Source organism: Paraburkholderia terricola, from assembly GCF_003330825.1.
Lineage (GTDB): Bacteria > Pseudomonadota > Gammaproteobacteria > Burkholderiales > Burkholderiaceae > Paraburkholderia > Paraburkholderia terricola.
Genome location: NZ_CP024941.1, coordinates 1,241,330 through 1,255,393 on the forward strand (window position 1 = coordinate 1,241,330; position 14,064 = coordinate 1,255,393).

13 protein-coding genes and 1 tRNA gene are annotated in these 14,064 nt (G+C 62.2%); 5 read left to right on the forward strand and 9 right to left on the reverse strand.

Annotation, left to right across the window (positions count from 1 at the left end):
- Positions 1 to 317: 317 nt before the first annotated feature.
- From CUJ90_RS05585 to CUJ90_RS32615, 9 genes are all read right to left on the reverse strand, one after another.
- Positions 318 to 737 (reverse strand): ExbD/TolR family protein, encoded by a 420-nt coding sequence (locus CUJ90_RS05585; protein WP_073431432.1) that lies wholly within the window; start codon positions 735 to 737, stop codon positions 318 to 320.
- 16 nt (positions 738 to 753) lie between these two features.
- The gene (locus CUJ90_RS05590; protein WP_073431433.1) at positions 754 to 1,485 is read right to left on the reverse strand and encodes a MotA/TolQ/ExbB proton channel family protein; all 732 of its coding nucleotides are present in this window, start codon (positions 1,483 to 1,485) and stop codon (positions 754 to 756) included.
- Between the two features lie 25 nt (positions 1,486 to 1,510).
- Positions 1,511 to 2,251 carry an energy transducer TonB gene (locus tag CUJ90_RS05595; protein ID WP_073431434.1) on the reverse strand — a complete coding sequence of 247 codons (741 nt, stop codon included), beginning with the start codon at positions 2,249 to 2,251 and terminating at the stop codon, positions 1,511 to 1,513.
- Positions 2,252 to 2,503: 252 nt separating this feature from the next.
- Positions 2,504 to 2,740 (reverse strand): (2Fe-2S)-binding protein, encoded by a 237-nt coding sequence (locus CUJ90_RS05600; protein WP_073431460.1) that lies wholly within the window; start codon positions 2,738 to 2,740, stop codon positions 2,504 to 2,506.
- A gap of 219 nt (positions 2,741 to 2,959) precedes the next feature.
- Positions 2,960 to 3,847, reverse strand: a complete 888-nt coding sequence (murI, locus tag CUJ90_RS05605) for a glutamate racemase (RefSeq protein ID WP_073431435.1) — start codon at positions 3,845 to 3,847, stop codon at positions 2,960 to 2,962.
- 144 nt (positions 3,848 to 3,991) lie between these two features.
- Positions 3,992 to 4,471: a bacterioferritin gene (bfr, locus tag CUJ90_RS05610; RefSeq protein ID WP_073431436.1), complete on the reverse strand. Its 480-nt coding sequence runs from the start codon at positions 4,469 to 4,471 to the stop codon at positions 3,992 to 3,994.
- Positions 4,472 to 4,655: 184 nt separating this feature from the next.
- Complete coding sequence (locus CUJ90_RS05615; protein ID WP_073431437.1) at positions 4,656 to 6,179, reverse strand: fumarate hydratase; 1,524 nt, start codon at positions 6,177 to 6,179, stop codon at positions 4,656 to 4,658.
- 52 nt (positions 6,180 to 6,231) lie between these two features.
- Positions 6,232 to 6,840, reverse strand: coding sequence for a TIGR00645 family protein (locus tag CUJ90_RS05620; protein WP_073431461.1), 609 nt, complete (start codon positions 6,838 to 6,840; stop codon positions 6,232 to 6,234).
- Between the two features lie 148 nt (positions 6,841 to 6,988).
- Positions 6,989 to 7,153: a hypothetical protein gene (locus CUJ90_RS32615; protein WP_159442595.1), complete on the reverse strand. Its 165-nt coding sequence runs from the start codon at positions 7,151 to 7,153 to the stop codon at positions 6,989 to 6,991.
- Between the two features lie 721 nt (positions 7,154 to 7,874).
- Here CUJ90_RS32615 and acs point away from each other — a divergent pair.
- The 5 genes from acs (at position 7,875) to CUJ90_RS05645 (ending at position 13,730) form a co-directional block, all read left to right on the forward strand.
- Positions 7,875 to 9,857: an acetate--CoA ligase gene (acs, locus tag CUJ90_RS05625; protein WP_114163447.1), complete on the forward strand. Its 1,983-nt coding sequence runs from the start codon at positions 7,875 to 7,877 to the stop codon at positions 9,855 to 9,857.
- A gap of 149 nt (positions 9,858 to 10,006) precedes the next feature.
- Positions 10,007 to 10,396 carry a DUF4212 domain-containing protein gene (locus tag CUJ90_RS05630; RefSeq protein WP_073431438.1) on the forward strand — a complete coding sequence of 130 codons (390 nt, stop codon included), beginning with the start codon at positions 10,007 to 10,009 and terminating at the stop codon, positions 10,394 to 10,396.
- On the forward strand, positions 10,393 to 12,411 hold the full coding sequence (locus CUJ90_RS05635) for a sodium:solute symporter family protein (RefSeq protein ID WP_114162155.1): 2,019 nt from the start codon (positions 10,393 to 10,395) through the stop codon (positions 12,409 to 12,411). Before CUJ90_RS05630 ends, CUJ90_RS05635 begins: the two co-directional genes overlap by 4 nt.
- Before the next feature lie 60 nt (positions 12,412 to 12,471).
- Positions 12,472 to 12,562: transfer RNA gene (locus tag CUJ90_RS05640), tRNA-Ser, on the forward strand.
- 13 nt (positions 12,563 to 12,575) lie between these two features.
- Positions 12,576 to 13,730, forward strand: a complete 1,155-nt coding sequence (locus CUJ90_RS05645) for an acyltransferase family protein (RefSeq protein ID WP_114162156.1) — start codon at positions 12,576 to 12,578, stop codon at positions 13,728 to 13,730.
- Positions 13,731 to 14,064: the final 334 nt, after the last annotated feature.

Sequence of the window (14,064 nt, forward strand, 5' to 3'; positions counted from 1 at the left end):
GAGTACTTTCAATGGCGCTTTGCTTGAACGCTTGCGGTCACAGGCCTATAGTGAAATCCCTTCGCTAAGGAGTCTCTTATGCGGAAACTCATGGCCGCTATCATAGCGGGCCTGATAGGGCTGACCGCGCTGTCCGTGTTGAACACGGCTGTCGCATGCGATGATTCGAGCTATCGGTCCTCGACTAATGGCAAATGATCCCGCCGCCCGAAGGCGCCGAGTGCGCACAAAAAAAGGCCTTCATCTGACGATGAAGGCCTTTTACTTTTAGCCCCTGTTTTAAGGGATTTTCTGCAAGGTGAGCGCTACTTCCTCGCTTACTTTCCTTTCGGCTGCGTAACGAAACCAATCTTGGTGAGGCCGCCGGCTTGCGCCGCCGACATCACTTCGGCCACTTTCTCATACGGCACTTTACGATCCGCATCCAGATGGAGTTCAGGTTGCGGGTTCGCTTGCGCGGCCTCTGCAATTTTCACGCGCAACGCCGCGTCGTCGACCTTCCTGTCGTTCCACAACACATTGCCGTCCGCGTCGACGGCGACCGTTACCTGTGCGGGCTTGGTGTCTTCCTTCTGACTGCTGGCATGCGGCAGATCGATTTTGACCGCGTGACGGATCACCGGAATCGTCACCATGAACACGATCAGGAGAACCAGCATCACGTCGACGAGCGGCGTCATGTTGATTTCATTCATCAAGCCGTCGTCATCGTCGCCGGCGAAAGGGCTCATTGCCATCGGAATGCCTCGTCGATCAGTTGGCGCGCGTGGCGAGGCGCAGACCGTCGCCACGTCGCGACGACGACAGGCGCGCGCCCGTCACGAAGAATGCGTGCAGGCCGTGTGCGAAGCGGCTCAGCTTGGCGACGATCGCCTTGTTGGCACGCGTCAAGGCGTTGTAGCCGAGCACCGCCGGAATCGCGACGAACAGACCGAATGCGGTCATGATGAGCGCTTCGCCGACCGGCCCCGCCACCTGATCGATCGACGACTGGCCGCTCGCGCCGATCGCCAGCAGCGCGTGATAGATACCCCACACCGTGCCGAACAGGCCGACGAACGGCGCCGTGCTGCCGATGGAAGCGAGAATCGCGAGACCGCTTTGCATGCGCGCGACGCTTTCATCCATCGTGTCTTTCAGGCAGCGCGTGACCCAGTCCGACACGTCCATGCGATCGTGCAGATGCGGCTGCGTTTGATGATGGTGGTCGGCTGCCTCCTGGCCCGACAGCGCCAGCGCGAGGAACGGATTGTCCTGCGGCGTCGACGAACCGGCGCCGAGCTTCTTCACGCCGTCGGCGAGATCGTCCGAGTGCCAGAACGCCTGCTCGGCGTTCTTCGTGAGACGGTTCAGACGCATCACGTTCCAGCCCTTGATGACGATCACGCTCCACGACAGCACCGACATGATCAACAGCGCGAGCGCGATGCCGCGCGTCACGAAATCCCCTTGCGCCCACACGTGCGCCAATCCGTAGTTTTGCATTGCCATTCCTTTTTTGAAATCTGCTTCAATCGTTCAGATTGAAGTCGTAAGGCTGAGTGTACGCAGCGCGAATTGGCTGGCCGTTCTCGAGATAAGGCTTGCAGGCGCTCGCGTGCACGGCGGCGAGCGCGGCGTCGTCGAGACGGCTGAAGCCGCTGCTCTTTTTCAGTTCGATGTTTTCGAGCTTGCCGGTCAGGCCGACCACGAACTTCACATACGCGGTGCCCGTTTCGCCGCGGCGCTTCGAGAGCGACGGATAGTCGGGCTTGGCGATGTTGCAGTCGAGGTGCGAGACGTTCTTCGGCGCGGTGATTTCCATCGTCTGGCGCGAGATTGCCGGCGCGGCCTGAGCGGGCGGCGCGGCGGGTGCCGGGGGCGCGGGCGGCGTCGGATCGGCAGCCGCGACAGGCGTGGGCGATGGCGTGGCGGCCTGCGGCAACGGTGTAGGCGCCGGCTTGGGCGTTGGCGTCGGTTTCGGCTGGACCTTCGGCTTCGTGCGCACGGGCGGCGTGGGCGTGGGCGGCGGCGGGGCCACCGATTGAACCGCGACGGGCGCGGCGACCGGTGCCGGTGGCAGCAATTGCGCGGTCATGACGCGCGATTCGAGTTGCGGCTGCACGACGGGGTCATGGCGCAGCGTCAGCACGACGGCAAGCAGAGCGACGTGAATCGCCGCAACCATGGCGGTCGCGGTCAGGACGCGGGAATTCATTCGGTTGGGTGATGCCGGCGAGGCGCCGGCTGAAACGGTATGCGAGGCCTGCATGTTAGCGTGGCGGCGCGCTGTCGGTACAGCGCCTCAGACAAGACATCGTCATGTTCGGAAGATCAGCAGCGAAATGAACAAGGTAGTCACGAAACCAATCAGCAATTCCATCTCGAACTCCATTTGATGGTGAGCGGGGTAGCTGGCTGGTACGGATACTGGCTTGCTGACGGCAGTGGGTTAAGGGGAAAAGCACCAACGAAACGGGCGAAGCAGCAAGGCGCGGCTCGGGCCGCGCCTCGCAATCTCGACTCAGGCCGCCTTGCGTTCGTAAAACGTCAGCGGGACCGCCTGCGAATGGTGCTCCACGCCGCAGCGGCTTGCGCACACGCCGCTTTGCATCATGACGTCACGGACGGAATCGGCGCATTTGCCACAGCACGAAGCGACGCCTAACTCGAACTGCAGTTCGTCGAATGAATCGACGCCTTCCGCGATCGAAGCACGGATCGTTCGGTCAGAAACAGACTTGCAGACACAGACAATCATGGTGGGCGTCATAGCTAACGTTAATGCGAATTATTATCATTTTGTTCGGCCCATTTGGCAAGCACCCTGCGCGTTTTTTTGTAACAAAACCAGATTGTTAGAAGGGTTTCGCGTCGGAGGGCGCTATGCGGCGTGAATGGTCCAAGGACGGAAAAACGTCCGAATCCGCTCAAAATGCCGAGGTGAGCCGCGTGGCGCGCCTCGGCGCACTAGCGACGTTCAGGCGGCTTGGGAATCTGGCGCTGCCGTACGGGGCGAGGGGATCGACACCTGTTCGACCGTTGTGTCGATATGCAGCAGCGTGGCGGCGAGTTGTTGTTGATGGGTACCGTCGCCGGTCGAATAAAAACGGGGCGGAACCGATCCAGCGCCTTGCGGCGGAGCGCGCAGGCCATGCTGTTCCAGCACGCGTTCCAATTGGCGCGCGATAGCGACGCTCGTGTCGATCAGCATCAGCCGGTCACCGACGATGTCGCGGATCGCCGCATCGAGAAACGGATAGTGGGTGCAGCCGAGCACCAGCGTATCGGCGCCGGCGTCGAGCATGGGCTGCAGGTAGCCGCGCAGGAGCGCGCGCAATTCGTCGGACCCGACATCGCAGCGCTCCACCGCCTGCACGAGCCCGTGGCCCGGCTGGCAGAGAAAACGGCAATCGGAAGCGTAGCGTTCGAGCAGCGCCTGGAAGCGCGCGCTACGCAATGTCACTTGCGTGGCGAGCACGCCGGCGACGCGGGTTTTGGACTGCAGCGCGGCCGGCTTGACGCCCGGTTCGACGCCCACCAGGGGAATCGGCAGCTTTTCGCGCACCAGCGCGATCGACTGCGCGGTCGCCGTATTACAGGCAACCACCAAGGCTTTCGCGCCTTGCTTGACGAGCCATTCGCCGATCGCGAGGGTACGGTCGGCGATGAAATCGTCGTCGCGCTCGCCGTAGGGTGCGTAGAGCGAGTCGGCGGCATACAGAATCGCCTCGTCGGGCAGTTGGGCGCGAACCGCCCGCAACACAGACAAACCACCCAGACCCGAATCGAAAATGCCGACCGGCGCGTGTGAGCCGGCATTGGAAACGCTAGCCGAAGCATTCGGAGACGTTGATTCCGCGGACATAGGCGAAGAGGACACGCGTGGCACGGCGGTCAAGTGAGACTCGAGAGAACGGGGAAGTGCGCAAGTATATCGCCCGCGCGGCGCAGGTTCACTCGCATGAACGGTCTCACGAGCCGACGCGCGCGCTGGTTCAGCTTGGTTCGATCAGGACTCGATCGAACCCATGCCGGTTTGCTGATAGTTTTGAATGCCGACCTTGTCGATCAGATCCAGTTGCGTTTCTAGCCAGTCGATATGTTCTTCCGTGTCGTCGAGAATCTTGGTGAAGATTTCGCGCGAGATGAAATCGCGAACCGATTCGCAATAGGCGATCGCTTCCTTACACGTGGACTGTGAAATCTGCTCGAGCTTCAAATCGCATTCGAGGATTTCCTTGGTCTCCTCGCCGATCAGCAGCTTGTGCAGGTCTTGCAGATTCGGCAGGCCGTCGAGCATGAAAATACGTTCGATGAGCCAGTCGGCGTGTTTCATTTCACCGATGGATTCGTCGTATTCATGCTTGCCGAGCTTATCGAGGCCCCAGTGCTTGTACATCCGCGCATGCAGGAAGTACTGATTGATGGCGGTGAGCTCGTTTTTCAGTTGAGCATTCAGATACTCGATGACTTTCTTGTCGCCTTGCATGGTGATTCCTTATGGGGACTTTGAATTTCCAACAACAATAAACGCCACGCCTGAAAAAGCCAAGGGAACAGAAGCATCTTTTGACATTGTCCCCGGCATCACGCGTCCCGCCTCGCGCGGCAATGAAAAAGCCGGGACTGCGAGCCCCGGCTTTTTCAAAAACATGACAGGCGCTACAGGCGAATCAAACCGTCGCGACCGGAATCTTGCCGATCTTCGCCTGCCATTCCTTCGGGCCGGTCTGGTGCACGGAGGTGCCGTTCGAATCGACGGCGACCGTCACCGGCATGTCCTGCACGTCGAATTCGTAGATCGCTTCCATGCCGAGGTCTTCGAATGCGAGGACCTTGGCGCTGCGAATCGCCTTCGACACGAGATACGCGGCGCCGCCCACGGCCATCAGATACGCGGCCTTGTGCTTCTTGATCGCCTCGATGGCGACCGGGCCGCGCTCCGCCTTGCCGATCATCGAAATCAGGCCGGTTTGCGACAACATCGTCTCGGTGAACTTGTCCATGCGCGTGGCGGTGGTCGGACCCGCCGGGCCGACTGCTTCGTCGCGCACCGGATCGACCGGGCCGACGTAGTAGATCACGCGGTTGGTGAAGTCGACCGGCAGCTTTTCGCCCTTGGCCAGCATGTCGGCGATGCGCTTGTGCGCCGCGTCGCGGCCCGTCAGCATCTTGCCCGACAACAGCAGCGTCTGGCCCGGCTTCCAGCCCGCGACTTCTTCCGGCGTCAGCGTGTTCAGGTCGACCCGCTTGCTGGTTTCCGTATTCGGTTCCCACTGCACTTTCGGCCATGCGTCGAGCGACGGCGCTTCGAGCTTCGCGACGCCCGAGCCGTCGAGCGTGAAGTGCGCGTGACGCGTGGCCGCGCAGTTCGGGATGATCGCGATCGGCTTGGACGCGGCGTGCGTCGGCGCGGCCATGATCTTCACGTCGAGCACAGTGGCGAGACCGCCGAGACCTTGCGCGCCGATGCCGAGCGCGTTGACCTTCTCGTGCAGTTCCACGCGCAGTTCCTCGATCCAGTCTTTCGGGCCGCGTGCGATCACGTCCTGAATGTCGATCGGATCCGTCAGCGATTCCTTCGCCATCACCATCGCCTTTTCGGCGGTGCCGCCGATGCCGATGCCGAGCATGCCCGGCGGGCACCAGCCCGCGCCCATCGTCGGCACGGTCTTGAGGATCCAGTCGACGATCGAGTCCGACGGATTCAGCATCGCGAACTTCGACTTGTTCTCGGAGCCGCCGCCCTTGGCCGCGACCTGCACGTCGACTTTATCGCCCGGCACGATCTCGTAGTGGATCACGGCCGGCGTGTTGTCTTTCGTGTTCTTACGCGCGCCTTCCGGCGGACTGACGATCGACGCGCGCAGCACGTTGTCCGGGTTCAGATAACCGCGGCGCACGCCTTCGTTGATCATGTCGGTGACGCCCATCGTCGCGCCGTCCCAACGCACGTCCATGCCGACCTTCACGAATACCGTGACGATGCCGGTGTCCTGGCAGATCGGGCGCTTGCCTTCCGCGCACATGCGGCTGTTGGTGAGAATCTGCGCGATCGCGTCTTTCGCGGCCGGGCTCTGCTCGAGTTCGTACGCGCGGCCCAAGGCCTGGATGTAGTCGAGCGGATGGTAGTAGCTGATGTACTGAAGCGAATCGGCAATGCTCTGAATCAGATCTTCCTGTTTGATGACGGTCATGGCTAGCTCAGTGGGGGACGGTGCGCTTTTTTCTGTTCGCAGGGCAGTGCGGTCAGTCGTGCGCTTTCATGGGAGTGGAACCGGTCGAACCCACGGCGTGCAGCGCCACGGGTTCCTGAAAATGCTTGGGATGCGTATGCGTGGTCAGGCGGTCGACGAATGCCATGACGAGCGCCGAGACGAGGAACGCGACGTGAATGATCACCTGCCACATGATCGCGTGCGTCGTATTCTGGTCGGGGCTGATGAAGGTCTTCAACAGATGGATCGACGAGATGCTGATCAGCGCCATCGACAGCTTCACCTTCAGCACGCCGGCGTTCACGTGATCGAGCCATTCCGGCTCGTCGGGATGACCCTCGACGCCCAGGCGCGACACGAAGGTTTCATACCCGCCGACGATCACCATGATCAGCAGGTTCGAGATCATCACCACGTCGATGAGGCCGAGCACGACCAGCATGATGTTGGTTTCGTCGAGCGTCAACGACGCCGAGACGAGATGCCAGACTTCCTTCAGAAAGAGCACGACGTAGACGCCCTGGGCCACGATCAGGCCCAGATAGAGCGGCACCTGCAGCCAGCGGCTCATGAAGATGACGGCGGGGAGCGGCGCCATGCGGCGGCGCTGAAAGGCGGAGTCGGGTCGCGAAGCGGACATAGGCAAGAGTCGGATGAAACGCAGGTGACGGAACACGGACCAGGGCGCCGACCCGTCGCGCGAACCACGCGCCCGAATCAGGCAGGCAAACCAGGGATAGACGGCGCGGCGCGGCCCCGGCGGGCCGATGAAGCTCGCGTCAGGCGCGCTATTGTACAGCGTCGGCTGAATTTGCTGCATTGCGGAGGGCGGGGCGCCGCTTGCCATTCAGGCTCGCCAGGCCGATGCCGGCGATACCGCAGACGAGCGGGATGTCATGCGCGAGCGCGGGCTGCTTGCCGGGGAAAACGATGCCGCGGATCGCCGCGGGCATTCGCGGCGCTACTAGCGTGCCGCACGCCGCTCAGCATCGCTAGCGTAAACCCGAGGATAGTGGCCCGCGCCTGCGGAAACAGATCGAGCCATTCATCGCGCTTGACCTGGCGCAGCTTTGCCATGCGCGACAGCGGCCACACTACAGCACACTACGGCCATCGCTATCATGAAGCGCGGCGGCGCGAACAAAGCGACGCGGACAAACTCGACGCGCTATTTGCCGATTCCGAATTGCCGCCGAGGTCATGCGAAGCCAGGAATCGCGATTCAAGCTGGAGTCGGAGCGGTTAGTTCAGTTAGGATTGTGAGAGGCCGCGCGGGCGAGCGTGATGGCGTGCTCGTCCTTGCGGGTTCGAGCGCATGAATGCGGCCCTGACGCGTAGCATGCGTTGCGCATCCGTTGGGCTGCATTGAATGCGCCGTGCGAACCGTCTAAGGGTTTTCGCGGGCAAGCCGGCGCGCCTCGCGTAAGTGGCCGGTAAGTTGCAGCGTTTATGTTTGAGCACGAGAGCGGGACGCGCGTCGCACGCATTCATGTGGTGTTGCCACATGAATGACGATGCCGGCAACGGACCGCGGCGCGGCGATCGTCGATCGGCGCGCGAGGGTTGGAGACAGCGCGCCGCGCATCGGTCCCTGAGCGCGGCGTCGACATGACAGGGCGTGCCAACGGCGCGCCGGCACAGGTTTTACGTTTCATCTTCACCAAGGGGTTGTCGATGTCTGCGATTGAATCGGTTCTTCAGGAACGCCGTGTTTTCCCGCCCTCCGCTGAAGCCGCGGCTGGTGCGGCCGTCTCCGGCATGGACGCGTACCGGGCGCTCGCCGCCGAAGCGGAACGCGATTACGAAGGTTTCTGGGGGCGCCTCGCTCGCGAGACGCTAAGCTGGAACACGCCTTTCACCAAGGTGCTCGACGAGTCGAACGCGCCGTTCTATACATGGTTCGAAGACGGCCAGCTGAATGCGTCGTATAACAGCCTCGACCGTCACGTCGAAGCCGGCAATGGTGAGCGCGTCGCGATCATTTTCGAAGCCGACGACGGCACCGTCACCAACATCACCTATCAGGAACTGCTGCAACGCGTATCGCGCTTTGCGAACGCGTTGAAAAAGCGCGGCGTGAAGAAGGGTGACCGTGTCGTGATCTACATCCCCATGTCGATCGAAGGCATCGTCGTGATGCAGGCTTGCGCGCGCATCGGCGCCACGCACTCGGTCGTGTTCGGCGGCTTCTCGTCGAAGTCGCTGAACGAGCGGCTGGTCGACGTGGGCGCCGTCGCGCTCATCACGTCCGATGAACAGATGCGCGGCGGCAAAGCCTTGCCGCTCAAGAACATCGCCGACGAAGCCCTCGCGATGGGCGGCTGCGAAGCGGTCAAGAGCGTGATCGTGTACAAGCGCACCGGCGGCAAGATCGCATGGAACGAAGGCCGCGATTTGTGGATGCACGAGATCGCGCAAGCCGAATCCGATCAATGCCCGCCCGAGTGGGTCGGCGCCGAGCATCCGCTCTTCATTCTCTACACCTCCGGCTCGACGGGCAAACCCAAGGGCGTGCAGCACAGCACCGGCGGCTATCTGCTGTGGGCCGCGCAGACCATGAAGTGGACCTTCGACTGGAAGTCCACGGACGTGTTCTGGTGCACCGCCGACATCGGCTGGATCACCGGCCATAGCTACATCACGTATGGTCCGTTGACGCTCGGCGGCACCCAGGTCGTGTTCGAAGGCGTGCCCACTTATCCGAACGCCGGCCGCTTCTGGGACATGATCGCCAGGCACAAGGTCTCGCTGTTCTATACCGCGCCCACCGCGATCCGCTCGCTGATCAAGGCCGCCGAAGCCGACGAGAAAGTGCATCCGAAGAGCTATGACCTGTCGTCGCTGCGCATCATCGGCACGGTCGGCGAGCCGATCAATCCCGAGGCGTGGGTGTGGTATCACGAGAACGTCGGCGGCGGGCGCTGCCCGATCGTCGATACGTGGTGGCAGACCGAAACCGGCGGCCACATGATCACGCCGCTGCCGGGCGCCACGCCGCTCGTGCCGGGTTCGTGCACGCTGCCGCTGCCGGGCATCATGGCGGCGGTCGTCGACGAGACCGGCCAGGACGTGCCGAACGGGCAGGGCGGCATTCTGGTGGTGAAGCGTCCGTGGCCGTCGATGCTGCGCAACGTGTGGGGCGATCCGGACCGCTACAAGAAGAGCTACTTCCCCGAGGAACTGGGCGGCACGCTGTATCTCGCCGGCGACGGCGCGGTGCGCGACAAGGAAACCGGCTACTTCACGATCATGGGCCGCATCGACGACGTGCTCAACGTGTCGGGCCACCGTCTCGGCACGATGGAGATCGAATCGGCGCTGGTGTCCAATCCGCTGGTGGCTGAAGCGGCCGTGGTGGGCCGTCCCGATGCGACGACCGGCGAAGCCGTGTGCGCATTCGTCGTGCTCAAGCGCGCACGTCCGGAAGGCGAGGAAGCGGTGAAGCTCGCCAACGAACTGCGCAACTGGGTCGGCAAGGAGATCGGTCCGATCGCCAAGCCCAAGGACATCCGCTTCGGCGAGAATCTGCCGAAGACGCGTTCGGGCAAGATCATGCGCCGCCTGCTGCGCTCGCTTGCGAAAGGCGAGGCCATCACCCAGGATGTGTCCACGCTGGAGAACCCGGCGATTCTCGATCAGCTCGGCGAGTCGCTCTGAGCTTGGGTTTGCCGGGGCTTCGGGCGAGGGCGTACAGGACTAAGCGCCCTTGCTCTTGCCCCAGGCGCCGACCGCTTGAATCAGGCCGTTAAAGCCACCGCGCGGACAATCCCGATTGCCTGCCCGGTGGCTTTTTGATACATAGGCGCATGGCCGCGCCGCACCACTCCTCTCATGTTCCGCTGAATCCCGCGCCCGAACCGCCCACGGTCTCGGCGGTGATGGCGCGCGCGCATCAAAGCTATTGGCGCTTCAATCTCGCGTTGATTGCGACATTGATGACGCTGGGCTTCACGGTGTCGTTCGTGTTGCCGCTGGTTGCGCCGGCGTTGGCGCATCTGCGCGTCGATGGCTTCAGGCTGCCTTTTTACTTCGGCGCGCAAGGGGCGATTCTGATCTACCTGGCGCTCATCGGCGTGTATATCGTGCTGATGCAGCGTGCCGACCGCCGTCTGCAACGCGCATTCGACGCGGATGTTCGTGCCAGCGCCGATGCCGACGTTCGTCCCGGCGCCGACGCCCGGATACCGAGCCGATGAAGCTCGCGAACCGGCTGATCCGCTCCTACGCGTTCTATACGCTCGGCTTCCTGCTATTCATCTATGTGATGTGGCGCATCGAGCGCAGCACCGGCCCCGGCGTGTGGATCGGCTATGTGTTCCTGTTCGTGCCGATCGCGGTGTACGCGGTGATCGGCTTGCTGTCGCGCACGTCCGACCTCGTCGAATACTACGTCGCGGGGCGGCGCGTGCCGTCCGCCTTCAACGGCATGGCGACGGCCGCCGACTGGCTCTCGGCCGCCTCGTTCATCGGTCTCGCCGGTTCGATCTATGCGACCGGCTACGACGGTCTCGCGTATGTGATGGGCTGGACCGGCGGCTATTGCCTCGTCGCGTTCCTGCTCGCGCCGTACGTGCGCAAGCTCGCGCGCTACACGATTCCCGATTTCCTCGGCACGCGCTTTTCGAGCAACGCGGTGCGCGGCCTCGCCGCGTTGGCGGCGATCCTGTGCTCGTTCGTCTATCTGGTCGCGCAGCTCCAGGGCGTCGGATTGATCGCGACGCGCTTTATCGGCGTGGATTTCACAGTCGGCATTTTCTGTGGACTCGCCGGCATTCTGGTGTGCTCGTTTCTCGGCGGCATGCGGGCGGTGACGTGGACCCAGGTCGCACAATACATCATCCTGATCGCGGCGATCCTGATTCCCGTGTCGATGATCGCGCACAAGGAGGGCCTCGGCTGGTTCCCGCAATTCAACTACGGACACTTGATGCAGCGCGTGGAAGGTCTCGAGAAACAGGTGCGCGACGCGCCGCTCGAACAGACCGTACGCGACGATTACCGGCGGCGCGCCGCGCTGATGCAGGTGCGGCTCGATACCTTGCCGCAATCGTTCGTCGACGAGAAGCAGCGTCTCGTGCAGGAAGTCGCGGACTTGCGCCGCCGCAACGGTCCGCTGCGCGAGATCAAGGAGCGCGAAAGGGCGCTCGAACGTTTTCCCCGCGATGCCGCCGCCGCGCAGGTCGTGTGGAGTCAGCGCCGCGACGAAATGCTGATGCGCGCGGCCGCGCCGGTGCCGATGCATGAACCGTTTCCCAGCGCGAGCGCCGACGAGCGGCGCACGCACGAGCGCAATTTTCTTTCGCTGCTGCTGTGCCTGTCGCTCGGCACGGCGAGCTTGCCGCATATCCTCACGCGCTACAACACGACGACCTCGGTGGCGTCCGCGCGACGCTCGGTCGGCTGGACGCTGTTCTTCGTCGCGCTGTTTTATCTGACCGTGCCCGTGCTGGCCGTGCTGATCAAGTACGAGATATTGACCGACCTGGTCGGCCATCACTTTGCCGATCTGCCGCAGTGGGTCACGCAATGGCGCAAGGTCGAGCCGAGCCTGATCAGTCTCGCCGATACGAACGGCGACGGCATCGTGCGCTGGAGCGAGATTCAGATGCAGCCGGATATGGTCGTGCTCGCCGCGCCTGAAATCGCGGGGCTGCCGTATGTGATGTCCGGGCTGATCGCCGCGGGAGCGCTGGCCGCGGCGCTCTCGACCGCGGACGGCTTGCTGCTGACGATCGCCAATGCGCTATCGCACGACGTGTATTACCACATGGTCGATCCTGGCGCATCGAGTCAACGGCGCGTGACGATTTCAAAGATTCTGCTGTTGGGGGTGGCACTGTTCGCGTCGTATGTGGCGTCGCTCAATACGGGGAACATTCTGTTTCTGGTGGGCGCGGCGTTTTCGCTGGCGGCCTCGAGCCTCTTTCCGGTGCTGGTGCTGGGGGTCTTCTGGAAGCGCACCACGCGGCTTGGCGCGGTGGCGGGCATGGTGGCGGGGCTGGTGGTGTGCATCTATTACATCGTCTCGACGTACCCGTTCTTCACGCAGTTGACGGGTTTCGCGGGCGCGCGATGGTTCGGCATCGAGCCGATCAGTTCGGGCGTGTTCGGTGTGCCGGCTGGCTTTCTGGTGGCGATCGGCGTGAGTCTGGTGGATCGGAAACCGGATGCGTATACGCGGGCGCTGGTGGATTACATCCGGCATCCCTGACCGGCTTTCCGGAGAGGAGTGGCGCGGGGCGTGAAGTTTGCTATAATTCGGCTCCCCGCCGGAGAGATGGATGAGCGGTTTAAGTCGCACGCCTGGAAAGCGTGTATAGGTTAATAGCCTATCCGGGGTTCGAATCCCCGTCTCTCCGCCAGGACATCACATCAATGAAAACGGGCCTCCTGGCCCGTTTTTCTTTTCAACGCGCTAACGTGCGGTCGGCAACCGGGAAGATACGGATCATGACGCTTGACCAATTGCTTCGCCGTGGCAATAACAACGCCGACCTGCTTCGATTGATCGCCGCGGCCGCCGTCATCTGGGGCCACGGATACAGGCTGGTTCCCGTCCCGGGCGTCGACGATCCCATTCAAAATCTGCTGGACTTCGATTATTCCGGCTCGCTTGCGGTCAAGTTCTTTTTCTTTCTGAGCGGCATCCTCGTTACCAATAGCTGGCTTTCAAAGCCGAGTGCAATTCGTTTCGCCTCGGCCCGCGTTTTCCGTATTTTCCCGCTGTTGATCGTCGCGTCCGTGGCGACGATCGTCGTGATGGGGCCGGCGCTCACGTCGCTGTCGACTTCGGATTACTTCCATCACCGGGCCGAACTCGTCCATGTGCTCTTGCATCCCTACAACGAATACCTGTTGCCGGGCGTGTTCGATCACGCGTTATATCCGCATGCAAACGGTTCGATCTGGACCATCAAATACGAACTGATGCTTTACGCGCTACTGCTCGGCGCCGGCATGTGCGGACTGTTTCGCTACAAGCCGATAGCTGCCTCAGTGCTTGTGACGGTGATCGCCGTCTGCCTGATCCGGCCGGAAAGCATCACCGCGATAGGTTTGTCCAACGTCAATGCGGGTGGACGCCTCCCGGCATTTTTTGCATTTGGCGCGCTGCTCGCACTCTACAAGGATCGCGTGCGGATAGACGGGCGGCTTTGCATCGGCGTCGCGCTCATCGCGTTCGCGGTGAGACATGGTCCCGCGTTCGAATACGCGTTCTGCCTCGCCTTTCTCATGACAGCCCTATGGGTCATGTCGCTTCGCGTCGTGAAAGCGATTCGGCTGCCTGGTGATTTCTCATACGGCGTCTACGTATTCGGATGGCCGATCCAGAATACTTTCGCCAATCTATTTCCGAAGTCGGGAATACATGGCAATCAGGCGATGACGTTTGCATGTGCGCTTCTTCTTGCGGTTCTATCGTGGTTTTTGCTTGAGAAGCCGTGCATCGCATTGGGTCATAAAATCCCCGCTTTTTTTCAGCGAAAGAACTCGGCGGCTGACGCGGAATCCGGCAAGGCGTTGGTGTAAGAGAACGCATTGCAAGCACGCCGTGGTTCGCTGGCGGCGCTGAGAATTCGCCGCCGCGCAAACCCGTCCCATCAGCGGACGGGAAGATAGGCCGGCACGGCCCATGAATCGTCCCCGGTGCCCTTGCGAGCGCGGTGTCTCCCATTGCGACGTCGGGCCTCGCCTGTTCTTCGTTCGATCGACGACGTCTTCGTTCAGCGTCAGCCGCGGTTCCCGTTTTCGGGTTCCATAGGCGTCCCGATACGAAAACAGGAGAGGTCACGAGATGAGTTGGATACCGCACAAACTGACGAGCATGCTGCCCGCGATGCAATACGTTGACGCAGTCGCGAAG